Origin of the sequence: Burkholderia mayonis (assembly GCF_001523745.2) — a bacterium.
Classification (GTDB): Bacteria; Pseudomonadota; Gammaproteobacteria; order Burkholderiales; family Burkholderiaceae; genus Burkholderia; species Burkholderia mayonis.
This window is the reverse complement of record NZ_CP013387.1, coordinates 118894-143626: the sequence shown is the minus strand read 5'-3', so window position 1 is coordinate 143626 and position 24733 is coordinate 118894. Positions and strand designations below refer to the sequence as shown.

Genomic DNA, 24733 nt, shown 5'->3' with positions numbered 1-24733 from the left:
GCGCTCACATGCCGTGGCGCGAGGGGAACGGTCAATACAGACCGGTCAGGTGGATCAACGACGTACCAACGACAGCAGGCCCGCGCCGATACCGCTGGCGAGCAACACGCCGCCGACCAGCAGCGCCGCGGCGACCTTGCCGAAGGTGTCGCCCAAGCCGACCGCGCCGCCGGTCAGCTCCGGCGCTTCTCTCACGGTGAGTTCGGCGGACGACGCCGGACGGAACATCGACATGATCGAGCTGGTCGTGATATCCGACCAGCTCCAGGCGCCGGCGACCTTCCCCGTTTCCATGCGGTTGAGTTCACGCATTTTCAGCTCCTTCATTAACGTCGGATCGTCTGGACTCCGACATTGTTAAACAAAGCCGCGCCGTCCCGGGCGCTTGGCGTGCTGCGGTCGCGCCGTGCGGAACGAGGCGGCCATCGGATTTACGTCAGTGCCGGATAGGTCGGATCGAGCAGGCTGTTCATGTTCTGGTTGAACCACGAAGCCGTCGAGTCCCAGTCGTTCATCAGACCGTAAATGGCACCGCCTACGAGGCCGACGATCGCACCGGCGATTGCGCCGACACCCGCCGAAATGATGCCGGCGCCCACGATGCCGCCCGTGCTGCCACCGGTCACACCGCCCTTGAAGAACCCGGTAGCGAAGCCCGTAAGCCCGCCGAGAATGCTGGCGCCCAGGCTCGACCAAAAGCCGGCACCGGCGACGTGTTCCAGTTCCATCATGGTCAGTTCACGCATTGAATTACTCCTTTGAAATAGTTGATTGGCGAACGAAGAAAGCCGGTTCGCCGACGGCTTGAATCGTCATCGGTCTCGTCGCCTCGCGCCGATGCGCGACACGCGCCTCACTGCGTTGCAACCGGCAGCGGCACGAACGTGGCGCACCCGTTTTCCAGCAGCAAGGCCCGCTCCGCGCTACGGATGGTTTCGGGGCGATGGGCGATCAGAATGCGCGTGATCGGCATTGCGCCGACGGCCTCGTTGATCGCGAGTTCGCGCGCTACGTCGAGATGGCTCGTGGCCTCGTCCAGCACCAGAATGTCCGGACGCCGATACAGTGCGCGCGCCAGCAACACACGCTGACACTGGCCGCCCGACAGGGACGAACCCATGTCCCCCACGAGGCTCTGGTAGCCCATGGGCATCGCGGCGATGTCGTCGTGAATCTGCGCCAGCCGTGCCGCCTCCTCGATCCTCGCCTGGTCCGGGTCGAGATCGAAGAAGCAGATGTTGTCCGCGATCGATCCCGCGAAAAGGATGTCGTCCTGCATCACGCAGCCGATGCGGTCGCGGTAGTGCTGCAAACCGACATGGCGAATATCGACCCCGTCCACGGCAATCGTGCCTTCCTGAGGATCGAGCAACCCCAGCAGCAGCTTGGCCAGCGTGGTCTTTCCCTGCCCCGAGGGGCCGATGATGGCGACCGATTCGCCGGAGGCGATATCGAACGAGCAGCCGTCGAGCACCCAGGGTTCGCCTTCGGCATAGCGATAGCGCAAATTGCGCACGGAGATGGCGGGCGGTACATCCCGTTGTGCGCTCGGCACGTATGCCACGGTCCCTTCCATGTCGGCCTCGACTTCCGTCAGCACGATATCGGCCAGGCGTTCGCCGTACAGCCGCAGCATGCGGAACTCAATCAGCGCGTCGATCAGGCCGGAACCGCGCCCGATGAATTGATCCGCGAAGCTGATGTAGGCGATCAGCATACCGGCGGAAAAACTGCCGTCGATGACTTGCTGCGCAGCGAGCCAGATGAGCGCAACCCGACCCATGCCGGAAACCAGTCCGTGGACGGTGGAGAAGCCGATGGACAAGCGCTGTATCGCGATTCCCTTGTTGGTGGTCTCGACCATGGTGTTGGCGTAGACCGCCACGCGCTCATCCTGCTTGTTGGCGAGCTTGATCGCCTGGACGCCGCGAATCGACTCCAGCAGTTGGGTCTCGGTCCGTGCCGCGTAGACGATCTGGTCCTCGTTGGCTTGCCGGAACGGACGGTAGGCAACCGCGCGCAGCAGCGCGTACGCGACGAACAGCGCGATCACGAGCCAGGTCAGCGTGCGGTTGTAGAAGAAAAGCATGCCCAGCGTGACGACGGCCATCACACCGTCGAGCAAAGTGCCGACGAAACGCGACGTCAGCGTGTTCTGGATCGTGCCCACCGCGCCGAAGCGCGACACCACGTCGCCGATATGGCGCTGCTCGAAATAAGCCATGGGGAGCCGCAGCAGATGCGCGCAGACATTGGCGCTCCATTGCACACTCAGCAGGCTGGAAAACCACGTCACGACCCACGAGCGCAGCGCCGTGACGGCGGTCTGGAACAGCGCCACCATCGCGAAGCCGATGCCCAGCAGCGTCAGCAGATCACGGTCGGACGAAACCAGCACATGATCCATCACCCATTGCATGTAGAACGGCGTCAGGATGCCGAACAATTCCAGCGCCACCGACAGGGTCAGCACCTGGACGAAGGCCGAGCGGACGCCGAGTACGCTGCCGATCAGCCGCAGCATCGAAATCGATTCGCGCTCGCTCTTGCGCTCGAACGCGGCGGTCGGAAGCAATTCCAGCGCGACGCCGGTGAAGCAGCGCGAGACTTCGTCCATCGGCACCTTGCGCGCGCCGCGCGCGGGATCGTGGATGACGATGTGATCGCGCTCGACCCGCTTGAGCACCACGAAGTGGCTCATCTCCCAATGCAGGATACAGGGACGGCGCAGTTGGCCGAGTTCGTCCAGCTCGAGTCGCAGCGCGCGCGACGCCAGCCCCAGACGCTGGGCTATACGCATCACGTCGCCGAGGGTGGTGCCCTTGAGCGAGGTGGTGAAGCGCTGGCGCAGATGCATCATGTCGATGTCGTGGCCGAAGAATCCCGCCACCATGCCAACGCAAGCGAGACCGCATTCGGCCGCTTGCGTTTGCAGGATCACCGGTAGCCGACGTCCCCAGCCAAAGCGTAAGGCATTCAAAATACTCATCGTTCAGATTTCAGTGCCGGCATGCACGCCGCAGACGGCAAGCCGGTAATTCGTAACAGTTCGATTTCAGGCGCTGGCCCGACGGCCAAGCGCATAGATCGGTTCCAGCACCCACTCGATCAGCGTGCGCCGGTCGAGCAGAAGATCGGCATCCAGTGCCATACCGGGCCGCAAGCGCTCCGTGCGGTCGTAGACGGCGATGTCCTGGCGATCCAGCGCGACGGTCAGCCGGTAATGCTGCTCCTGCACATTGGGCTGGCCGGTCAACGCCGCGACTTCCTGCGGCGACAGCGCGCTGCGCGAAATTCCCGACACCCGGCCAAATTGCTGACCGAACTTCTGGTAGGGGTAAGCCTCGTAACGCAGCACCACGGTCTGTCCCGGATGAATGAACCCGATGGCTCGGCTCGGCACCATGAGCTGCGCTTCCAGCATGCCGTCGGCAGGCAGCACCGACACCGCGGTCTGTCCTGCGTTGACGTTCTGCCCGGCCTTGAACAGCATCGCACCCACCACACCGTCGGTCGGCGCGCGCAGCACGACGGAGCGGCGCGCTTCGTTCTCGACGATGGCCTGTTCGGTTTCCGCCAGCTTGCGTCCCGTCTCGTTGCGCTGCTGACGCGCATTCAGCGGCTGCTCGCGCAATTGCTGGCGCACCTGGATCAACTGGCCCCGCACGTCGAGCTGGGCGCGCACGGAATCCTGCAGGCGAGCCTCCGCATCGAGGACATTGGTTTCCTGCTGATCGACCTGCGAGTTCGAGGCATAGCCTTGGGTGCGCATCATCGACAGCTTCTCGAGCTGGCTTCGGGCGAGCTCCACCTGGCGCACGCGGTGCGCGTGCTGCAGTTGAAGTTCGCGTAGCTGGCCTTCCAATGTCGCCGCTCGTTCCTTCAGGCCGCGAATCGCTTCCTCGGCCAGCACCGTCTGGCCGCCCAGATCGCTCTGGAGACGCTCGCGTTGCGTCTCGAGTTGCGCGCGCACCATCTCGCGAGCATCGCCCAACGAGGTCGCAACTTCGGCGGACACCGTCATGAGCGGATCGCCTGCGTGCACGCGCTGGCCTTCGCGGACATCGATCTTTTCCACCGTGCCGGAAACCGGCGGGCTGACATTGAGTACGCCGGCGATGGGCACGAGCTGCCCCATCACGCGTTCGCGCTTGGTATAAGAACCGAGCACCATGAAGGCCGCGATGGAAACGGTGATCACGGCCACGATGGCGATGAGCAGCCAGCGGTAAGGCGGCGAGTACAGCGCAACCGTGCCAATCAGCTTGCCCTTGCCGGCTTCCAGCGCCTCGGGGCGAAACAGCGAGTCAGACATAACAATCCATCAATGAGACCCTCGGCGGCATGCGCCTAGTCAACAGTCAAACATCCAAATTCGCTCAGGTCGTCCTGAGCGATCGTGCCCAGCACGGCCGACAATTTCAGCCGCGCGGTGATATAGCGGAAACGCGCGTCGGCAAGGTCCCGCACCGCCTCGAAATACTTCTGCTGTGCCGTCAGTTCGTCGACATTGGTGCGCAGCCCGACCTCGCGACCGTAATGCGTGGACTGGACGCGGCTGTGCGCGGACTCCGCCGCTCGTTGCTGCGCCTTGAGCTTGGCCGCGCCGTTGACGATGCCGAGGAACGCGGCCCGCGCATCCTGACGTGCGCGCCGGCGTGCGTCCTCGAGCAGGTCGCGGCGCTGCGCGCGGCGGCTGTACGCTTCGCGCGACGTCGCCACTCCGGCGCCGCCGGAAAACAGCGGGATCGTCACCGTGATGCCGATCATCGACGTTCGCGTCTTCGAGGTCGTGCCGAACAGTTCGTCGAGTGCGTTACTGTTCTGCGCGCGACTCCAGTTGCTGCCGTAGCTGCCTTGCAAGTTCACTACCGGCAAATGTCCCGCGCGCGCCGTCGAGATATCGGCCTGCGCCTCGTCGAGCTGGAACGTGGCCGCGCGGACTTCGAGGTTGTCCGCTTCCGCGCGCGCGAGGGTTTGCTCCAGCTCGGCCATCGGGGGCGGCGGCCGGCACGTGCCGGCGAGCGGATCGATGTCGGCCGCCCGCAATCCGGTCAGGCGCTCATAGGCGCCGCCGGCGACTTCGAGATCGTTGACCGCGCCGATCTCGCGCGCTTGCGCGTCGTCGTAATTGGCCTGCGCCTCGTCGACGTCGGTCCGGGTTCCTTCGCCGATTTTCAGCGCCAGACGCGCCTGCCCGAGTTCCTGCCCGAAGGTCTCCTTGGCCGCGCGCGCGGCCTGCAGCACTTCGCGCTGGTACAGGATCTCGAAGAACGCATCGGAGACGTTGCTCACGAGTTGCTGCTGCGCACTGGCGAGCTCCACCTCTGCGCCGCTAGCCTGCGCGACACCACGCTGGTAGTCGGCATAGCGGCTGAGGTCGAACAGCGGCTGCGTCAACGTGACCGCATAGTAGTGGCGTCGCACGCCGGCCGCATACGTCGCGCTCGGCTGATCCTGGCGCGTGTACGAACCTTCGAGCTGCACCTTCGGCAGCAGTCCGGCCAATCCTTGCCAGCGCTTCTGCGCGCCCGCACGCTCGCTGTGACGCGCGGCGGAGATCGCGGAGTCGAACGTGCGCGCCGTCGCCACCGCCTGCGCCAATGTCGTTGCGTGCGCCGCCGGCGCCAGTGCGACGAACGCGAACCACAGCAGCGTCCATGAGCTTCTGCGTCGCGGGCGTGGAGCGCCAGCGACGCTCATGCTCATGCCCGTTTCGGCGGCGTTCGAGGCATGCAGTTTGAACGTCGACGCCCGTGGCGAAAATCGCAATCCATCCATTCTTTCGAATGCCGATGCTTCGCGTTGCGCCATCGCGATGTTCAGGGTCGCTTTCATGCCAATCCGTTCTCGGTGGCATAGCGGATCAGATCCGCCGTGGAATGGACGCCGAGCTTGCGCATCGCGGTAGATTTCTGCGACGCGACCGTACTTACCGAACGCCGGTATTGCATGGCGATTTCCGACAACGAGAGTCCCATCGCCGTCAGGCGCACGACGTCGAGTTCCTTTTGAGTCAGGTTGCAATCCCGCGTGTGCGCCGACCGGTCGTCTTCCATGTTCTTGCGCATCGCCGGCGACAGATGGTGAGTCGCGCCTGCGTAGACATGCATACAGGCCCGAATGATTTCCTTAGCCGGATCGGACTTGCCGACCAGCGCGAGCGCGCCGAGTTGCATCGCTTTCGTCAGCATCGCGACATTGCTTTGCGCGGTCAGGACGATCACCCTGCTGCGCGGCGCTGCCGCGCGCACTGCGCGCAGCAGCGCCAGGCCGTCGTATGAACCGCCTTGCGCGGGCATGGTGAGATCGGTCAGCACCAGATCGGTCGGCTCACGAGTCAAGGCGGAAAGAAGTTCGCGCCCGCTGTCGCACACATGTCGCAATTGCAGCAACGGCTGGCGTTCGACGACCAGCTTGATCGAATGCAGGACGATCGGATGATCGTCGGCGATCGATAACGTGATGCTTGCCATGTGAGATCCAGATGAATGAACGTGTGAGTCGCACCGCCAATACGAGCCGGGCACGAAATGAGCCACTGTCCCGCGTGGCCCGTTCACGCCGGGCGCAGGTGCTGGACCGCTTGAACGTTGTATTTTTCTCGTCAGGCCGTTCGCGCGCGATAAGCGGCGTCAGAAAACCCGGCAGCGTTTTTCCGAGAATGGCATCGGAATTTTCCTGGGTGTCGCGCGGCGCCGGTCGAGGCGGCTATGCCGGATCGACTCGACGGAATCCTTCGGGCCTGTCCGGTTTGCGGATCGCCGGTCGGCGGCGGTCGATGTCGAAGTCGAAGTCGATTGTCGTCGCACGGAGCAACCTGTCCGACTTCATTTCCGCGCCTGGCGGCAGAGGTCGGGATGACGGGCTTGCGACGTTCGCGGCAAGACTGCGCGCGGGGCGCGACGAATTCCCGATCGCGCCGGGCGCCGGTGCATCCGCCGCGACGTGTCGTGACGCCGGCCGGATCGAATCGGGTCGAACGCGGTCCCGTTCCGCCGGGCGCGGCGGCGCGTCGCGCCGGTCCCGCGCAGATGCTTTCGCGGCAACCTCGTCGCGTTGGCGGGATGCATGCTCTTGCGGGTATTCGATGCAAGACACGAGGAACGGAACGAGGTGCTTGCAGTTTCGCTGCCGAAGCGCGACGGCACGGGACGTGCCGCACACGGCAAACGGCACGCCGCGCGGCGTCAAGCCGCTGGCCGCCGCGGCGGCTTCACGTCAGCAGCCTGCTCGGGTCACGCTCGCTCACGCGACCGCTTCCCGCTGCAACGTGTGCAGATGCGCGTGCAAGGTGGCACACAGCGCGATGACGCGCCTCGCCTGGCGCTTTGAGCCCGTCATGTCGCCTTCCTGCAAATGCCGCTCCAGCTGGATGCAGGCGTGCTCGAGCTCCGCGGCGCCCACGATCTGGCAACTGCCCTTGATGCGGTGCGCGATCCGGATCGCGGTTTCGATGCCGCCGCTGTTCATTGCTTGTTGCAAAGCCTGGACATCTGCGTCATTGCTCTGCACCAGGGCTGTAATCAGCGCGTTGCGGGCGTCGACGTCGTCACCGGCGATCGCCGCCAGCGTGGGACCTGCGGCAAGCGCCATCGTATCGGACGCCGGATCTCCCGCCGTGTCCCCGGTGCTGCGGTCGACGGAAGTCGCGCCGCGCAGATGGACGTTGAATGCATGCGCCAGATCCGACAGGCTGACCGGCTTGGTCAGAAAGACAGTCATGCCGGCGGACAGCGCCTGCTCGTGCGCTTCTGCGCGCGCGTCGGCGCTGCATCCGAAGATCGGCAGATCGCGCCATCGCTCGTCCGCTCGCACCGCGGCGGCGAACGCATAACCGCTCATGCGCGGCATCGAGCAATCCGTCAGGATCGCATCCACCGTTTCCCGTTCCAGCAGTGCAAACGCCTCTTCCCCGTCGCCGGCCTCGATCGTTTCCTCGAAGCCGAGCGCGTGTAGCTGGCGCACCAGCAGCATGCGATTCGGTGAGTGGTCGTCGACCACGAGCACGCGCAGCTTCTGCACCCAATCTCGCGGTATCGGCAGTGCCCCCGGCATTGCATCGACCGACGAAGCCCGCAACAGCGGAACCGAGACGCGCACCTCCGTGCCTTCGCCGAACTGGCTATCCAGCACGATCTGGCCGCGCATTTGAGCAACCAGTGAGCGGCAGATCCAGAGCCCGAGGCCGGACCCGCCGAAGTCGGCTCCGGCACCGGCGACCTGTTCAAATGGCTGGAACAGCCGGGCTTGGTCTTCTGCGTGTATTCCGATCCCGGTGTCGCGCACCGCGATCTCGAGCGTCCCATGCGAATCGCCGCGCGATTGCCATCGCAGGCTCAGGCTGATGCTGCCGCTGTCGGTGAACTTCAGCGCATTGCCCAGCAGGTTGCCGACGACCTGGCGTATCCGCAGGCTATCCATCTGCAGTGTCTGCGGCACGCCGGGGTCAATTGCGGCCTTGAGCGTCAGGCCTTTTTCCGCGCAGAGCGGCCGATATATCAACAATAGCCGCTCGACGCAGCTCGACACGTCAGACGGGCCGGGATCGAGCTGAAGCTGCCCCGCCTCGGCCCTGGACGTGTCGAGCAGGTCGTTGATCAGACGCAAGAGTGATTTCGCGGTTTCGCGCACCATCCGGATGGTGTCCCGGTTTGGCGCGCCAGAAGCGCCGAGCTCCAGTTCGAGCAAGCCGAGGATCGCGTTCATCGGCGTGCGAATCTCGTGGCTGATTGTCGCGAGAAACGTACTCTTGGCCCGGTTCGCGGCCTCCGCATCGAGCATGGCCTGCTTCAGCGCGCGTTCGGTCTGCTTGCGAAGCGTGATGTCGATCCAGCCGCCCAGTACGGCGCTGGCGCCCGAACTCGGACACCTGAGTGGAATCGTCCAGATGAACAGATCCGAATCACCGCCGCCATCCGGCAAGGTTCTGTCGGCGAATTGCGCCTCGCGCTCCGTCAGCGTGGCCTGGTACAGTTCCTCGAGCATCGCGTTCAACGCTTGTTGCCTGCTGGCGGGCGTGGGCAGCACGTCAGCACCGACGAGCGCGTCCCGCGGCAGCCCGTATGCCTCGGCGAAGGATGCGTTGCAACTAACGACGCGCCCATCCGCCTGGCGCAGAAAAACCGCAAACGGCAGCGCGTTGATCAGCGCGTCCTGCAACGCGATCCTCTCGCGCAAGCCGCGCGCGCGACGTCGCTGACGGTAGCGAATCACGCCGAGCGCGCCCGCGCTCACGCTTAGCACGGCGGACAGCGCCGCGAGCGCCTTGACTATCCGCTGCCGCTGCAGCGTGGACCAACCTGCAATCACGCTGGTCGAATGGTAGCGCATCCAGTCGCGCCGCAAAGCGTCGAGATCCTCCGGTGGCACGCCCTGCAGCACCTTGTTGATGATGGCCAGCAACAGCTCGTTGTCGGGCCGTACGGCCATCGCGATGCTGGTGACCGACTCGTTGACCGTCGTCACGACCTTGACCAGTTTGGTGAGGTCGTACTGCGCGATGAAGTAGTTGGCGGTGGCGCCCGGCAGGGAAATCGCATCGACGCTGCCGTCGAGGAGCATGCGGAACAGCGTCGGGATGTCGCGCGCCTCGATGAGCTGCGGCTTGCCCGCGACAGGCTCCGGATTGAACTGCTGGAACTCGCGCGTCTCCGCCATGATGCCGACGCGCTTGCCGCCGAGATGCGCGGTGCTGGTGACGGAGCTGTCACCGGCCCGGACGAGGACGGCCCACAGAGTCTGCGCGTACGGCGCGGTCGGCGACATCCGGTGCTGGAGCACGTCGCCGATCGCAATGTTCGGCAGCAAGTCGACCCTGCCGTCGGTCAGCGCCCCGAAGAATTCTCGCCGGGTGCCAACGGACACGGGCTGGAACGTCAGACCGGTGCGTTCGCTGATCAGGTCCATGACGTCGACGCCCAGGCCCGTGACGTCTCCGCGGCTGCTCTCGACGAATATATAGGGCGGCAGGTCGATCGCGGTGGCATAGCGAATGACGGGATGCGTCCTGACGTACGTGCGCTCTTCGTCGGTCAGCACCAGATCTCGACGGATCTTGAAATGACTCGCCGAGCCGAACCAGCGTCGCTGAATTTCCCCGGCCATGCGGATCGGAATGGCTTGCAGCGTCGCATTGATGCGGTTGATCAGGTTCGTGTCGGTGACGCGGGCGACGAACACGGACGGCGGCGCGTCGGAGCCGGCGAAATTGGTGATCGACAGCGGCAACTGCAATTGATCGATCAAGTAGTTCGCTTCGGTGGCCGAGCCGATGAATGCGTCGGCTGTGCCGTAGGCCACCGATTGCAGCGCACCGAGCGTCGTAGGGTAGGCGGTGATCTTTTCGTGCCGGTACCGGGTGCGAAAAGCCGCGTTGCCGAACTCGTCCGCCGTCACGGCGTAGTTTTCCGGCGGCGCCGGCGCGGCTTCCACCCTGCCTTTTGCTCCGAGCAGGCGCACTTCGACCTGCCGATCCTTGAAGTAGGGCAGCGATCGGAGTAAATGCCGGTCGGCATCCAGCGAGACGCCGCCGATCAGATCGACCGCGCCGCTTATCAATGCGGCGCGAGCCTGTACACGCGTGTCGAACATCCAGATCTCGAAGCGGAGCTCGCCGGCCTGCTGGATAACGTAGAGGTAATCTGCGGTCATGCCTTCGTACAGGTCGCGATCGCGATACAGGTTGAATGGGACGCCGCCGTCGCGCGCTACCGCTACCCGCACCGTTCTGGGCGAATGCGCTTGGCTCCGATGCTCGAGCTTCGCAGGCAGCCGTTGATAGGCATCCGCGCTGCTATGCAGTTGCAGTTTGCGCGGCGGGTTTTCCGGCTTCGACGCAACCGCGTCGGCGTCAACCGATACGAAGCATGCAGCGGCCAATAATTTGACCGCATTGCGGCGCCCAGCGTGGCGCGACCTCGACCAAATGCAGGATGGCATCTTGTTCTTATCGATGCGGCTCGCCGTCGATCGGCGGTGCGGCTCGCCGCGAGTCATTTTCAGATCAGACCGTTCTTCTTTGCGTAATCGGCCAAGCCCACGACCGACGACACCCCAAGCTTCTCGAATATGTTGGACTTGTACGTGCTGACCGTCTTGTTGCTGATGCACAGATCCTCGCCGATCTGCCTGTTCGACGAGCCTCGCGCGAGTCCGCGCAGCACCGTCAGTTCGCGATCCGTCAGTCCTCCGATTCTGTTTGCCGCCCTTTCGGCGCGATCGAGATAAAGCGCCGAGACGGCTTCAGCCGGGAAGAACAAATAGCCCGACAGGATGGTCTTCACTGCGTTGAGGATCTGGTCCATGTCGTTTCGCTTGCTAAGAAAGCCATTGGCTCCAGCCTGGCTGGCTCGCACCGAATAGATTTTTTCGTCCATCGCGGAAAAAATCAGAATTTTGGTTTTCAGTCCTTCCGCACGGATCCGACTCAGCAAACGGAGACCGTCGCCGCCCGGGATCTCGATATCGAGAATGGCCAATTCGATGGGGTGCTCGCGCAGGAGTGCCAGGGCGTCGGCTGCGTTGGCTGCTTCGTAGAACTGCCCAAAATCCCGGCCTCTGGACAGCACGGTACGGATGGCCAGCCCAATGGCGGGATGGTCATCGACAATCAGAATGGCGGGCATCGCTGTTCCTCAGTTCGGGCTGACGACATGTCCCGCCATCGGCGGGCGCCATCGGGCTCAATGGGGGCGCGCTCGTCGCGACGGCCCTTGTGACCGTGCCGGGTGCGCCACCGTCGACGCAACGGATTCGAACCGGAACCGGACGCCGCGCCGCCGCCCGCCTCGCGGGAAACGGGCGCCGCGTGGTCGAACGCCAATGCCGGCGCCGTTGCCGCCGACAGCGGGCCAAACGTCGATCCTCCATCGATCGTGATATTCCATTTCGAGTTCGCATCGAGCTCCTGAGCCGAGCCGCCTGTCGCCAAGAACGATCGTCGCCGCGCGCGGTTTCTTCTCGTCGCGGAATTGCAATCGCCACTCGCCGCGATAACGACGCGGCCGGTCGCGGAACGGCCGCCGTAACCGCTGACGGCAGTGTTTGCGTATGCGGCCGCTGCTGACGGCATGTGCTCTCCTGTGCGCCGGTCAAAACCAGCGAGATATCGTGTCGTGAACGAGAAAGTCATTCGTTGAAGGCGTCCTGAGCGCATGCCACGCTGGCGTCGGCGGGAACCCGACATGAACGGACGTGAACTGATCACGGCAAGCATGCGTGAACTCGAGCGGGCGAGACCATCGCGACAGCCATCGCCGGCCGTCCGAGGCGGGGTCAGGCGGCCGACCGGCTGCAGCTCGGCAAGCGGCAGATCAGCCGGCTGTGTCGACGATATGAGGCTGTCCGCGTTGCGAGTCTGGTGTCAATCAAACGTGAGATGCCGAGCAACCGGGCGTTGCCGATCGATTTGCGCGCTCGGGCGATGCACGCTATCGGCACGAGGCTGCTCGTTCGCCGGCGCGGCGAAGCGCAACCGACCACGCCCACACGACGATTGCGCCGCCCGCGACGCCGGGGCCGATCGCCTTCGGCGCCGACCTGCGACGCGAAACCTGCAGGCTCGCGTCGGCGGCTGCCATCCCGCATGGCTCGGCGTCCGCTTTGCCGCGCGAACGGATCGACGGCGCCGGCATCGACAGCCTCGGCACCTTCGGGAAATATCGCGGCTTCCAGTGGCTCATCCCCGGCACGAACCGAGCCCGATGCATCGCCGCAGGAAAGCCGTTCCGCCGGGTCCGCGACCGTTCTCCAGCCGGACGCAACGCCCAATCGCGACAGTTCAGCAACGTCAGCGCGGACAGCGAAGGCATCCCCAACGCGCCTTGGAAGCCGACCCAATCATCCGCCGTAACCGACATGCTGCCCTCCCTCATCGCCGATGAACCGGACTTGGCGCGATCACGCGAGTCCTGGCTCGACATTCCCCAACGCAATCGTCGGCACCCGCCTTGAACGCGAATACCGTCGCGATAAGCGGCAAAATCGCATTCCGCGTCCACCTCGCCGATCTGCATTCGACTGTACAGATTGCCAGTCCGCCGTTGAATCAAAGTTCTTAGAAAATTCGGCTCCGTCCCGTCGGTGCGATGCGCTCGCCTGACGCAGGTCAACGCCACGACGGACGACGGACGACGGAATCGCGAGCGTGCGGCGGCCCGAGGGCCGTGTCTCTAACAATTGCGATTCCCGCCGGAAAAAAAGCAAGGCAATGTCTGATTCACGCGTTCGCTCTCGGCGCGGCTGCCGCTCGTTGCGCGACGTCGTATGCGTCCGGCGGCGGGAAACGCGCTCGATGTCGCCGGCCGCGCATGCATCATGCGATGCCGCCGGCGCGCGGCGGCGGTCGGTCGCGATCCTGCTTCCGTCGAGATCCGCCGACACGGCTCGCCCCGGCTGCATAGGCACGCAGGCAGGCGATGCGTTGGCGAAGACTGCGGCTCGAACGCAAGCCCGGCCTTCGGCCGAAACACCCGACTGCGGCAGACGCGAGTCTGTCGCTCAACCGAACGCAGGGACAGGAAAAATGAGCGCTGATCTCATCAAACGTTCGCTGGTTGCGCTGTTGCGCGTGTCCATTGCCGGCGGGCTCGCCGACAGGCTCGGAAACATACTCACGTCCGAACTGCTCGACGCCGCGTCAGACCCGGACATGTACTACCTCGCCGGGAACGTGGAGCTGCGCGCGGGCAATTTCGAGCGCGCGATGCGGTTGTTCCTGCGCGCGTCTGAACTCGCGCCGCGATGGGACGCACCGTTGAACAACCTCGGGGTGTGCTACGAGCGACGGAACCGCCGCGAGGACGCCTATCGCTGCTACGCGATGGCGGCGGCGCGCGCGCCGCGCGACAAGAACGTCGTCCGCAACGCCGCGTTTCTGGCATTCAACCTCGGAACCGAGCACTACCGCCGAATCGCCGCGGAGCACCTGGCTGCTTTGCTCGAGCACCATCCGGCCGACGCCGGTCTTCACGCAAAGCTCGGCTACGTTCATTTCCATCTCGGCGATCGCGAGCGCGCGCTGACTCGCGCGATGCGCGCGGTTGAGCTGGATTCCCAGTGCGTGGCGGGAATCGTCCAGAAAGTGGCGTTTCGTCTTCCGGTAGCATACCGTTCGAGCGACGAGATCGATGCGGTTCGAAGCGAGCTGCGCGACGCGCTGGACGACATGGCGGACGACGTGGACCGGGCCGTCGCGCTGTCGCCAGTCTCGCCGGACGCATTCCGGGACGTCTGGTGCGACGCGCTGTTCTACCTGACATATAACGGACGATCCAATGTCGACCTGATCGGCCGGTTCAGCGATCAACTCGGTCGCCTGATGCGATCCGCGTTCCCCGCCGCCGAAGCAAGCGCCGCGCGCGCCTGGCGCACGAGGCGGCGTCAAGCGGGCGGGCGCAAGATCCGGTTGGCGTTCGTATCGGCGTTCTTCAACGGACATTCGATCTGGAAAATTCCGACGGTCGGGTACTACGAACATCTGGACCGCGACGTCGTCGAAATCTTCACGTACCACGTCGGGACCGTCAGCGACCGGTTCACGGATGACGCCAGACGGCTGTCGGATGCCTTTTTTGCGAGCACGCTGATCCACGAAGTCATCGAGCGGCTGACGGTCGATGCGCCCGACGCGATCGTTTTTCCCGACGTCGGCATGCACTTCGTCGCCTATTGCCTGACATGCCTGCGTCTCGCGCCGCTGCAGGTGCAGTTGCTCGGACATCCCGACACGTCCGGCTCTGCCGCGATCGACTATGTCGTGTCGCCGTCGGCGATGGAGTCTCCTGGCGCCGACGCGTTCTACCGCGAGACGCTGCTGCGGCTGCCCGGTCTCGGATGCGCGTATTCGTTCGACTATCCGAAGCCCGCGGCGGTCACACGGGCGTTCTTCGGGTTCGCCCCCGACGATATCGTGTTCGTTTCGCCGCAGTCGACGTTCAAGTACGTTCCGGAGGACGACGATATCTATCCGCTGATCGCCCTGCGCGTCGGCCCGCGGTGCAGATTCGCCTTTTTCCCGCGTTCGGACGAGTCGAGTGTCCGAATATTCGAAGATCGGATGCGACGAGCGTTTGCACGCCATCGCCTGTCGTACGACGCGCATGTGACGTGCTTGCGCGATCCCCTCTCGCAGCCCGAATTCATCGCATTGTGCGCGTCAGGCGATCTATTTCTCGACAATCCGGCGTGGTCCGGCCACAACACGGTTCTCGACGCGCTGCACGGCGGCGCCGTGGTGCTCTGTGTCGAAGGATCGTTCATGCGGCAGCGTCACGCCGCGGCGCTGATGCGGCATCTGGATTTCCCTCAACTCGTCGCGCGCGACAAGGCCGAACTGATCGATCTTTGCGCTCGCCACGCGCGAGATGCGGCGTTCAGAGACGAATACCGGACGCTGCTCGCCGAGCGCCTTCCCGCACTGGCGAGCGCAGAGAGTGTCTACGCGTTTCAGGCGTTCCTGATCGAGCGGATGGAAGCGATTTCGGACCGGGCGACGGCGGCATGAGCGTCGTTCGCATCGATCCGCGCAGACATCGGCGCGCCCGCGCGCGGCGTGGATCGCGCCGGCCGCGCCTGACTGCGGTCATCGCGTCAGCGCGCGCGTTGCGGATTCGCGACCGGATCCGCAACGCCCTCCGGTCGATCTGTGGACGCACGCAATCGTGATCGGCGCCGTGAATCCGTAGCAGTCGAGGTCGGCGTGTCAGAACAACGACTCGCGTAGATTCAACTGCGAGAGAGCACGCGGGTTCACGTGCTCGTGCCAAACTTCCGCGCGCATCGGCTTGAACAGATAGGCGCCTTGCAGCTCGATGTCACGATATCGACGCAGCAACTCCAGTTGGCGTCCGTTTTCGACGCCGGACACAGTCAACGTGAAACCCAGATCATGCGCGAGCCTCGAGACGCTCGACAATATCGCCTCGGTGGTCGGCGAACCGAGCAGACGCCCGGTGAACGATTCGCCAAATTTGACGCCGGTGACGGGCAACACCATCAACGTCGACATCGCCGTATGGTGCGCCCCGAAATCGCCGAGCACGATGCCGTATCCTTTCTGCCTCAACCGCTTCAGGCGGTCGATGAGGCTCGCCGATTCCTCCGGCGCCGACATTTCCGGAACCTCGAGCGTCAACTGGCTGCTCGATATGTCGAATTTCGCGATCGACTGCGCGAGCCGTTCGAACACGCTCTCCGCACTCAACTGGGCGCCCGAGAGCCTCATCGAAAGCGCCGACACGCCGACGCCGTCCTGCTTCCAGTGCGCAAGCTGGCGGCAGGCCTCGCCGACGGCATGGCTGGCGATCCGCGATGACGCGCCGAGCCGGTCCGCGACGGCGTACACCGCGCGCTGGGACAGCGCGCCCCAATGCGGGTGGTCCCAGCGTATCGTCGCTTCGGCGCCGGTCACGGCCCCCGAACGGACGGAAACGATCGGCTGGTAATCCATGACGAATTCTCCGACTTCAAGCGCCCGCTCGAGGTCGGCCTCGCCCAAAGGAAGTACGATTTCGTGTTCTCGGGCAAAAAATGCACCCCTACAGCGCGTGATGCCCGCTTCCATATCACTCTCCCAAAGACACTGCACGGCGTCGTCTGTCGCGGCTTCGCGCCGGCCCGAAGGCGGCGTCGCCTCGCGAGACCGACATCCGTCGGTCCAATCGGACTCCAATCTTCAGGAAACGTTAAATCATGCCGCGAGCGGAGAGAATCACAAATCTTCGAATCCTAACCGGAATCGACAGCGGAACGCGCCCCGGGACGGGGCCGGCCCGGCTCGCCGCGCCGGCCGCGCGTCCGGCGGTCATTCGCCCTTCAGGGTCGCGACCATCCGCTGAAGCGCATCCCGAATGGCCGACGCCTGCAGCTCGATCTCGTGATTCCACTCAGTGGACTCGCGCACGTAGGTCCGCAGCTCCTGACATTGCTCGTGCAGCGCGGACGCCCCGAGGACCGCGATGCCGCCCGACACGCCATGAAGCCACCGCCTCAGTTTCGACAGCGCACGTTCGACCAAGATCGCGTCGAATTCCGCGATTTCCCGGCCCGCCTGCGCGACGAACACCTGCGCGTACGCGGCCGGCACTTCCGGGACATCCGGAAGCACGTCGTGCGCGTCGTCTTCGGCCAGCTCGCGTTCGTACACGCTGCAACACGCGCGAATGACCGTCTCGAGCCTTTCGAGCGGGACCGGCTTCGCGAGGTAGTCCGTGAAGCCGCGCGCCCGGCCGTCCGCGACGTCTTCCGGACGAGCGCTCGCGCTCACAGCGTAGGCCGGTATCGTCATGCCGAGCTTCCTCATCTCGGCAAGCAACTGGAAGCCGTCCATCACCGGCATGTCGATGTCGGTCATCACGACGTCCACCGGCTCCTTCGACAGCAGCGCGAGCGCCTCCTCGCCATTCTTCGCCTCGATAACCCGGACGCCGAGCGTCGTCAGCTGATCGAACAGAAGGCTGCGGTTGAGAAGATTGTCCTCGACGATCAGCACCGTGACTCCCGCCGCCGATCCTTGCGGCTCGTGCCCGGTATCGACGCGCGCCGTACGTCCGGCAGCAAGCATCTGCGTCGCCGATTTCAGACCGGCGAGGCTGTATATGCTGACTTCCACGCCCCCGTCGCCACGCCGCCTCGGCACGAGCGGCCCGGCCTGCCCGACCCACACGATCGAATCCGGCCTTTTCCACCATGACAGCACCTCGGCCGGCGCGAATTCGTCCGTGACCATCAGGAAGTCGTGCGTATGTTCGTCGATCGGGTCGACGGGATTCGCGAGAGCGGTCACGGCGGTAACGCCCGGGTCGAAGAGATTACCCAGCCACTCGAGGTTTTCCTGCGCCCGGCCGAGCACGGCGACACGACGATGGGGAAGCGTCCAGCACGCGCTGCTCGAATCGGCCTCCGACGCGTTGAGCGGCAAAACCACCGCGATGCGGGTTCCCACGCCGACAGTGCTTTCCAGATCGATGCGCCCCTTCATCAGCTCGCAAAGGCGCGCGCAGATCGACAATCCCAGGCCGGTGCCGCGCGCCTGCCTCAGCCGGTTGCTGTCCCCCTGCGTAAACGGCAGGAACAGCCGGTGTTTCAGGTCGTCCGGGATGCCGATGCCAGAGTCCGTCACGCTGATTTCGAGCTCGCCGGCGTGCCAGCCGGCGCGCAGCACGATCTTGCCCGACGGCGTGAACTTCAGCGCGTTGCTTAGCAGATTGTTCACGATCTGCGATACCCGAACCGGATCGAAGTAAAGCCGCGCAGGCAGGTTCCGCTCGAACACCATGTAGAACTTCAATCCCTGCTGCGTCGCAAGCGGCGCATGCGAGAGCGCGAGCCGGTCGAGCAGATCGGAGATGTTCGACCACTCCTCCATCAGGCTCAGCTCGCCGACGTCGATCTTGGAGAAATCGAGGACGTCGTTGACGACCTGCATCAATCCGCGGGCCGACGTCTCCATCGCCTTCACTCGCGCCTGCTGCTCAGGCGCGAGCGGACCGCGCGCGATCAGCTCGATGTTGCCCACGAGCGACGACAGGGGCGTGCGGATCTCATGACTCATCGATGCGAAGAACGCCACCTTCGCCTTGGCCGCCGCGTCGCTCGTCAACTTCGCCTCGCGCAGCAGGATTTCCGCCTGATGGTGCGCCGTCATGTCGGTGATCGCGCAAAAGAACACGCCCTGCGCATTCAACGTCGCGGGCGCGTACGTGATTTCGATGTGGACGGCCGAATGTCCGGTGCGCGACAGCGAGAACGGGAACTGGAAAATGCGCGCATCGTCCGATTGAGCTTCCTGCTCGGCCAGCGACGACTCGAACGCGCTCTGAAGTTCCTGCGGCAGATGCCTGTCCGAAATCCGCAAGCCGAGCATCGTACGCGCGATCGGATTGGCGACGACGATTTCCAGCGTCGCCCGCCGCACGATGCACAGCCCCACCGGCGTCGCATGAACCAGCAGATGGTTGAGCATCTCGCTTTCGAGCGCACGCGACGCCTCCGCATAGATTCGCGTCAAAAACCGATAGTTCCAATATCGGAATGCGACGAACAACAACACGATCAGGACGAGCGTGGCGCCGCCGACGAGCCACAGCTCGTATCTCATGGACCGAAGCTGCAGCCCGAGCGGAAGCAGATACATCATGTGCCCGAAACCCGCGAACAGCGCGGGACGGCGAAGCGCCCATCCGAAGCCGGGAATCCAGTGATACAGGCCGTCCTGTTTCCCGACGAGGCGTTCGTCGACTTTCCGGACCATTTCCGCGTCGTCCGCCTCCACGAGCGGCACGCCGTCCGAATCCACGACGACCGGCTGCTGAACGCGGCCGGCGCGCTCGATAGGAGAAACCAGGCTGTACAGGTCCACGCTCGTCAGAACGAGCGCATAAAGCTTGTCGTTCTTGAACACCACGGACGCGCCGATCATGTGAAGCTCTTCGCCACGGCCCCCGCTTCCAACAGCGAACCAGAGAATCGGCTTCTTGCGCGCGGCGTCCAGCGGATCCACGCCGCGTTTCCTGTACCGCTCGAGCACGGCCGAAACGATTTCCGACGGAGTGCCGGAGCGAAGCGCACCCAGGTCGCCCGTCGGAAACAGATACCCGTAGCCGACCGAACCGTCGGCCGTAATCATCTCGACGCTCGGCGTCTGCCCCGAGTTGGTCAGCAGTTGCACCGTGTAATCGCAACTCTCACGCAGGATTGCGTCGTCGCGGGCGTTGTGGGTCATCGGCGTGCACGTATTCGGCGCCAGCACGTTCAGCGCCGACGGCGCGCCGTTCATCCGCAGTTGCAGCACGAGACTCGCCGTCGTCAACATCATGCGGCGCTGCAGGAAGACATCGACCACTTCCTTTTCGTGGATGCGCGCGGATTGCTCTTCCTGACGGAAGGCGGTCTGAAACAATCCGGTGACGGTCATGGCCGCGACGCTGAGGGCCGCCGAGACGAGCAGCACGATGACGATCGAGAAGACGCGGCGCTCGCGCTTCAGATTGGACTCGAGCGAATAGAATTTCCTGAGCGGCGACCCGTCGAGCTCTCGCAGAAGTCTTTGCATCAAAGCAGTCCTTGCTCTCGGGCGCAGTTGATGAGATCGACGTTGGTGTCGACGTGGAGCTTGCGCATCGCCGAACGCTTCTGCGTCGAGACCGTCCCCAGCGAGCGATTCAGCGTCCGGGCGATGTCCGTCAGCGACATGCCGCCCGTAAACAGCCGCACGACCTCCAGTTCCTTCGGCGTCAATGCGTTGAACGCGGCCTCGCCGGGCTTGATACTGCCGGCGACGGCGAGCCGATGGGCCATGCCCGGAGACAACGATTGGCCGGTGCCGCGCACGACGTTGAGACATACCCGCCCGAGCTCGGCGATCTCCTCTTCCTTGCCGACGAGCCCCGCCACGCCCATGCGGCACAGCTGGCTGATCACGCCACTATTGGTCAGCATCGTGAACACGATGACCGGGGTGTGTTCATACGCCCTCATCAGATGCGATATCAGGCGCAAGCCGTCCTTGTCGTCGTCCGCTCGATGCATCGCGAAATCGGTGACGACGAGATCGACTTCCTGCTCCCGCATCGTGGATAGCAGCGCATCCCCCGACGAGACCGACGCCACCACCCGAAACCCCGGCAGCGAGTCTACGTAGTCCGTCACCGCACGGAGAACGATCGGGTGATCGTCGGCTACGACGACTCTTCTTGTCTGCAGGGCAACGTTGGACATGGCGGCTCCGAAAAAAGCGGAAGGCGCAGACCCGGCGCCCGAAGATGTCCGGCGCGCCGTCATGCGCATTCCATGCAAAACGATAACGATTGCCTGCTTTCCTGCGTATACTTCTCGAGCAGGATTTGCTCGAAGTCACGACATTGGCGTTTGTCCGGCTCGCCGCTTCACGCCGTGAATCGACTTCAAATCACGGGCGCGTCCGCTACGCATTCGATATTTCGATTCGCTTTCATTTTTCATACGGCGGCGTTCCGTTCGAATGGGTGAGCCTCGCGTGCCGGGATCACCGTTCGGCTTCCTCTGCTTCACGCATGAGCGGGCAATTCGTGTTGTAACAGCTTACCCGAAACGCGCCGATCTGCCCTGATTTGAACATGCAGTGAACGGTCTTCACGCCGTCGAATCCCACCGGAAGCGGCGAGTCCGCATCCGCCGGCTGCCCCGTGCAGCATAAGGCAGTTTTCGCGTCGCGTCCGTACCACCGCCAGCGCGATCTTCCCGCCATCATGAAAACGAAAAAACCGATGCCGATCAACATGGCTTCGATGAGCAAAGCGAAAGCCACGATCAGCCATCCGTTCAGAATATCGATGTACCAAAGCGAGAGCAAGAGTACGCAGAACGCGATAAAAACGACAGGCATCAAAAAAAGAAGCCATACGGAAATCCTGTCCCACGTGTCCTCGGAACGCGCATGCGAGTGAGTCGCCCACTCAATCGACGCTCTCTGATCCAGCATATGACTCTCCCATCGACCGCGCCGCGAAAATCAACCGGCGCAACTTGTCCAACACGATCCTGATCCAGAGAAAAATGCGCCTTCTCGTCGAATCGAGCGAGAATTAACATGATTTAAAATTTCATGTATTTTCACGCCTGGATTTCACGAAGATGAACGCGCATCCGGACAGCGCAAATAACAGAATTTCAAAGAAAGAAGACGCATCGAGCGGCGATCGACGACCGCCAAGTCGGTTGCCTCCACGGGAAAACGGTCTGCGAGCCCGTCGCGACGAAAGCGCGCGCTTCTGGAAGCGCGTACGATATTCGCGACTCTTTTGGAATCCGAATCCGGTACGATTCGCGACCGAACCTTCGAACGCGCGTGCGGCGGAATGGCGTCCGCTGCCGAACTGTTGCTCCGACACCGACATCCCGTTGTCGATCGACGGTCGCCTCCGAATTAACGTGCCGCTATTTTCTTAATCGGATGCATCGCATGCTTTTTTTTGCGGCCGCCTTGTTGCAGCCGATATCCATTTATATGCGAAGGCGCGTCGAGCGAATATCAAAGAAGTTAGAATTTTGAACGGAACGATCTCGGCGCGCCCCAGGCGGTGCGTCTCCGGCATGACAAAGCATCCCTTGCTTTGCATCCCTGACATTCCGCCAGCCGGCCCGCGGCGAAACCGTGTCGCGCGTGGCCGGTCGCAGCCAACCCGGTGCGCGTCTCCGCGTCCACTTTCGCGTTGCGGACGAGCGGCGCCCGGAAGGAAATCCCGCCGCTCTCGTCCGCGGATTCGGCGCACGTCGCTGCGGCCGACAACGCTCGAACGCAGCCCGTTCCACTCACGGACCTTCGTATAGCGAAACAATCGCCTCGGTATAGGCGCGCACGTTTTCTTCGTGGTCCGGCGCGAGGCCGCGCAGGAAACGGCGCGCAGTTCGTCGATAGTGCCCGAGATGGGCGTCGTGAAGCGCGTAAGCGCGCTGCAACGCGGCAGCGCCGCCTTCGCAATCGAAGTCGTAATACCGATATCCGCAGTCGCCGATCAGATGCGAGTTGTGCACCAGCGGGTAATCGCCGTAGAGCGCCTCGTAATAGACGTAGTTCTGCGCGTTTTCCCATTGATGGGTGACGATCGCGTCGACGTCGGACGCGACAACGCGACATAACGGGTAACGGCCTTCGAACGATGCGATGCCGTGCTTGACGACATCGAGTGCGCGAGCGAAGTCCGCGAAGGCAGGCTCGTCTTTCAGATGAAGCGTGTTGTAAACCTTGACCGCTTCCAGCATGTCCGGGTATGCGCGGTGCGCGCCTTCGCAACAGAGTATCGGGATGAAGCTCGTTTTGACGACACACATGTTGGGCTCGAAGATGCCAGCGCGCCAACGCCGGCGTCCCGGCCGATACCCGAACGAAAGGCCGGCGGGAAAGCGTGCGATTTCGCGTTCCAGCACGACAGGGCTCCATAGATGCGGCAATAACCGCACCGGCGCGCGCAGCGCGTGCTGATAGTAGGGCAAGCCGATTGTTTCGTACTGCGGCAGTGTCCATACCATGTGATACGGCGCGCCGGTGACGAGCATCCCGCTCGGTTTGCCGAATGTCGCGCGCTCAGTATCGATGACGTAATCGTTGCCGACGCGCATCGATACGATCTTGCCCTCACGCCTCCGGAACTCGACGCTCCAGTCCCGGTCGAGCTGCGCGCTCATCTCGATCAGGACGTCGAGATTCACGAGCGCGTCCGCTACGTCCATCAGGGGCGCCGGAGAGTCGGCAAGGAAGTGCTTCGCCCGCTCCATGCGACCTTTGGGACCGCAGACGACGAGATAGACTTCGGCGACGACGGGCGAACGCGCCAGCAGCATGGCCAAAAAAATGCAGTTCTGGTAAATGCCGTTGTCCCACAGCGATTGCTCGCCCTGTTGCGCATGTATCGTGACGCCGACTCGCAGCTTGCGAGACGGAAGCGAATTCGATGTGACGTTGCTCATCTGTACCCCAGTGCTCGAGAAGACGCGCACAGCCGCTTCAATCGTTCGGCATATGCGTCCAGGTTGTCTTGGCGCAACGGATCGACGGCGGTAAAGATCGAGCGAGAGTGGAATTCGTAGTCGTCGACGAATTCCGCGTGATGCGCGACCGCGCGACCGACGAGCCGGGCGCCTTCCTCGATGTCGGCGTCCGGATAGTAGTAACCGGCCTGCCTCATCCATTCGGCGTTATGAATCAGCGGATAGCCGCCGTACAGCAGATCGAGCGCCGTGTAGTTGGGCGCGCTGCGCCATTCGTGCGCGACGACGAAGTCGGCAAACTGCGGCATGAAGCTCACGACGTCGTGCACGCCATGAAACGAGGCCGCGCCATCCTTGACGATGTCGAGCGAAGCAGCAAAATGAAGCATCGTCGGATGATCCTTCATGTGCTGCGTATTCAGCACGTGCATGTGTCGCACCGCGGTGTGATCGCGGCGATAGGCCGCGTCACAGATCAGCATCGGGACGATGCAGCTTCTGACCACGGACGCGTTCGGCTCGAATACTGCAACACGCGCCGCGACGCCATGGCCGACCGTGCCCGAATCCGCCAAGCTTCCGTACTTGAGCCCATGATTCCGAAGCCTCTCCGCACGCTGGTCCACGAATTCAGGATGCCAGATGAACGGCACGTCGAACACGTCGCAGCGGTACGCCGTGCGTAGCATCGGCGCAAACGCGCTGTCCCAGACGATGCCCGGCATCCAGATCTCGTCGAACTGGATGCCCCAGCGATTCTCGCCGCGTCGGCCGAAGATCGGCGGTTCCGCGAGTTGCGCGTAGGGTTGGCGCGCCTGATATAGCACCAGCTTCTTGCCGCGCGCCCGCATCAATTCGAGCCACGAACGTTCGAATACGCCCGAGAGCTCAATGATGACGTCCACCGTATGGCACGCTTCGCGCGCCGGCATGATCCGGAGTTCTCCGGCGACGGACGTTTCGAGCATCGTCGCCTCGGCATGTGGAGCAACGTCGATCAACTCGACGAAGTCGACGAAGGGAAGACGCAGGCAGGCCGCGGCAAGAAAGACTGCGTTCTGATACAAGCCGTTCTGCCAGATGTCCTGCGTGCGCGTGTCGATCGAAATACCAATACGCAACTGCTGCATTTCATGCATGCGTCAAATCCTTCATTGATACACGTACTCTGGTCCGCGAGCATGGCGGCGCGTTCCGAGCGGCCTGCAAATCTGCAAATTCGACAAGCAAAGGCGTCCGACACGTGCCGGCTCGTACAGCCTGCCCG

Annotated in this window: 17 protein-coding genes; 2 read left to right on the top strand and 15 right to left on the bottom strand. The window is 63.6% G+C overall.

Features of this window, described 5'->3' with window-relative positions; translation table 11 throughout:
• Positions 1 to 54: 54 nt before the first annotated feature.
• The 9 genes from WS70_RS19290 to WS70_RS31680 form a co-directional block, all read right to left on the bottom strand.
• A complete protein-coding gene (locus WS70_RS19290) occupies positions 55 to 327 on the bottom strand; it encodes a hypothetical protein (RefSeq protein ID WP_059598105.1) in 273 nt (90 codons plus the stop codon).
• A 104-nt stretch (positions 328 to 431) separates the two neighbouring features.
• Positions 432 to 746: a hypothetical protein gene (locus tag WS70_RS19285; protein ID WP_059598104.1), complete on the bottom strand. Its 315-nt coding sequence runs from the start codon at positions 744 to 746 to the stop codon at positions 432 to 434.
• A 107-nt stretch (positions 747 to 853) separates the two neighbouring features.
• Entirely contained in the window at positions 854 to 2989 is a 2136-nt protein-coding gene (locus WS70_RS19280; protein WP_059598103.1) for a peptidase domain-containing ABC transporter, read from the bottom strand.
• A 66-nt stretch (positions 2990 to 3055) separates the two neighbouring features.
• On the bottom strand, positions 3056 to 4315 hold the full coding sequence (locus tag WS70_RS19275) for an HlyD family secretion protein (protein WP_059598102.1): 1260 nt from the start codon (positions 4313 to 4315) through the stop codon (positions 3056 to 3058).
• 35 nt (positions 4316 to 4350) lie between these two features.
• On the bottom strand, positions 4351 to 5703 hold the full coding sequence (locus tag WS70_RS19270; RefSeq protein ID WP_082722405.1) for a TolC family outer membrane protein: 1353 nt from the start codon (positions 5701 to 5703) through the stop codon (positions 4351 to 4353).
• 131 nt (positions 5704 to 5834) lie between these two features.
• Positions 5835 to 6476 (bottom strand): response regulator, encoded by a 642-nt coding sequence (locus WS70_RS19265; RefSeq protein WP_059598101.1) that lies wholly within the window; start codon positions 6474 to 6476, stop codon positions 5835 to 5837.
• 772 nt (positions 6477 to 7248) lie between these two features.
• The gene (locus WS70_RS19255; protein WP_082722402.1) at positions 7249 to 10998 is read right to left on the bottom strand and encodes an ATP-binding protein; all 3750 of its coding nucleotides are present in this window, start codon (positions 10996 to 10998) and stop codon (positions 7249 to 7251) included.
• A 2-nt stretch (positions 10999 to 11000) separates the two neighbouring features.
• Positions 11001 to 11627, bottom strand: a complete 627-nt coding sequence (locus WS70_RS19250) for a response regulator (protein ID WP_059598098.1) — start codon at positions 11625 to 11627, stop codon at positions 11001 to 11003.
• Positions 11612 to 12217 (bottom strand): hypothetical protein, encoded by a 606-nt coding sequence (locus WS70_RS31680; protein WP_159082928.1) that lies wholly within the window; start codon positions 12215 to 12217, stop codon positions 11612 to 11614. Before WS70_RS31680 ends, WS70_RS19250 begins: the two co-directional genes overlap by 16 nt.
• Positions 12218 to 12603: 386 nt before the next feature.
• Here WS70_RS31680 and WS70_RS31675 point away from each other — a divergent pair, with 386 nt between their 5' ends.
• A complete protein-coding gene (locus WS70_RS31675; protein ID WP_159082927.1) occupies positions 12604 to 12954 on the top strand; it encodes a hypothetical protein in 351 nt (116 codons plus the stop codon).
• A gap of 193 nt (positions 12955 to 13147) precedes the next feature.
• Complete coding sequence (locus WS70_RS19235) at positions 13148 to 15505, top strand: O-linked N-acetylglucosamine transferase family protein (RefSeq protein WP_159082926.1); 2358 nt, start codon at positions 13148 to 13150, stop codon at positions 15503 to 15505.
• 198 nt (positions 15506 to 15703) lie between these two features.
• Here WS70_RS19235 and WS70_RS19230 read toward each other — a convergent pair whose 3' ends face one another.
• The 6 genes from WS70_RS19230 to WS70_RS19205 form a co-directional block, all read right to left on the bottom strand.
• A complete protein-coding gene (locus WS70_RS19230; RefSeq protein WP_059598155.1) occupies positions 15704 to 16450 on the bottom strand; it encodes an EAL domain-containing protein in 747 nt (248 codons plus the stop codon).
• A 354-nt stretch (positions 16451 to 16804) separates the two neighbouring features.
• Positions 16805 to 20053 carry a hybrid sensor histidine kinase/response regulator gene (locus WS70_RS19225; protein ID WP_059598095.1) on the bottom strand — a complete coding sequence of 1083 codons (3249 nt, stop codon included), beginning with the start codon at positions 20051 to 20053 and terminating at the stop codon, positions 16805 to 16807.
• Positions 20053 to 20718: a response regulator gene (locus WS70_RS19220; protein ID WP_059598154.1), complete on the bottom strand. Its 666-nt coding sequence runs from the start codon at positions 20716 to 20718 to the stop codon at positions 20053 to 20055. The genes WS70_RS19225 and WS70_RS19220 overlap by 1 nt, the downstream gene beginning before the upstream one ends.
• Before the next feature lie 286 nt (positions 20719 to 21004).
• Entirely contained in the window at positions 21005 to 21364 is a 360-nt protein-coding gene (locus tag WS70_RS19215; RefSeq protein ID WP_059598153.1) for a hypothetical protein, read from the bottom strand.
• A 926-nt stretch (positions 21365 to 22290) separates the two neighbouring features.
• Positions 22291 to 23445 carry a DUF2827 domain-containing protein gene (locus WS70_RS19210; protein ID WP_059598094.1) on the bottom strand — a complete coding sequence of 385 codons (1155 nt, stop codon included), beginning with the start codon at positions 23443 to 23445 and terminating at the stop codon, positions 22291 to 22293.
• Positions 23442 to 24605 (bottom strand): DUF2827 family protein, encoded by a 1164-nt coding sequence (locus tag WS70_RS19205; protein WP_226382919.1) that lies wholly within the window; start codon positions 24603 to 24605, stop codon positions 23442 to 23444. The genes WS70_RS19210 and WS70_RS19205 overlap by 4 nt, the downstream gene beginning before the upstream one ends.
• Between the last annotated feature and the right edge of the window lie 128 nt (positions 24606 to 24733).

Excerpts from the sequence above, each read along its gene's own strand:
- WS70_RS19290 (WP_059598105.1), bottom strand. The coding sequence starts at position 327 with ATGAAGGAGCTGAAAATGCGTGAACTCAACCGCATGGAAACGGGGAAG.
- WS70_RS19285 (WP_059598104.1), bottom strand. The coding sequence starts at position 746 with ATGCGTGAACTGACCATGATGGAACTGGAACACGTCGCCGGTGCCGGC.
- WS70_RS19280 (WP_059598103.1), bottom strand. The coding sequence starts at position 2,989 with ATGAGTATTTTGAATGCCTTACGCTTTGGCTGGGGACGTCGGCTACCG.
- WS70_RS19275 (WP_059598102.1), bottom strand. The coding sequence starts at position 4,315 with ATGTCTGACTCGCTGTTTCGCCCCGAGGCGCTGGAAGCCGGCAAGGGC.
- WS70_RS19270 (WP_082722405.1), bottom strand. The coding sequence starts at position 5,703 with ATGAGCGTCGCTGGCGCTCCACGCCCGCGACGCAGAAGCTCATGGACG.
- WS70_RS19265 (WP_059598101.1), bottom strand. The coding sequence starts at position 6,476 with ATGGCAAGCATCACGTTATCGATCGCCGACGATCATCCGATCGTCCTG.
- WS70_RS19255 (WP_082722402.1), bottom strand. The coding sequence starts at position 10,998 with ATGACTCGCGGCGAGCCGCACCGCCGATCGACGGCGAGCCGCATCGAT.
- WS70_RS19250 (WP_059598098.1), bottom strand. The coding sequence starts at position 11,627 with ATGCCCGCCATTCTGATTGTCGATGACCATCCCGCCATTGGGCTGGCC.
- WS70_RS31680 (WP_159082928.1), bottom strand. The coding sequence starts at position 12,217 with ATGCTTGCCGTGATCAGTTCACGTCCGTTCATGTCGGGTTCCCGCCGA.
- WS70_RS19230 (WP_059598155.1), bottom strand. The coding sequence starts at position 16,450 with ATGGATTACCAGCCGATCGTTTCCGTCCGTTCGGGGGCCGTGACCGGC.
- WS70_RS19225 (WP_059598095.1), bottom strand. The coding sequence starts at position 20,053 with ATGCAAAGACTTCTGCGAGAGCTCGACGGGTCGCCGCTCAGGAAATTC.
- WS70_RS19220 (WP_059598154.1), bottom strand. The coding sequence starts at position 20,718 with ATGTCCAACGTTGCCCTGCAGACAAGAAGAGTCGTCGTAGCCGACGAT.
- WS70_RS19215 (WP_059598153.1), bottom strand. The coding sequence starts at position 21,364 with ATGCCTGTCGTTTTTATCGCGTTCTGCGTACTCTTGCTCTCGCTTTGG.
- WS70_RS19210 (WP_059598094.1), bottom strand. The coding sequence starts at position 23,445 with ATGAGCAACGTCACATCGAATTCGCTTCCGTCTCGCAAGCTGCGAGTC.
- WS70_RS19205 (WP_226382919.1), bottom strand. The coding sequence starts at position 24,605 with ATGCATGAAATGCAGCAGTTGCGTATTGGTATTTCGATCGACACGCGC.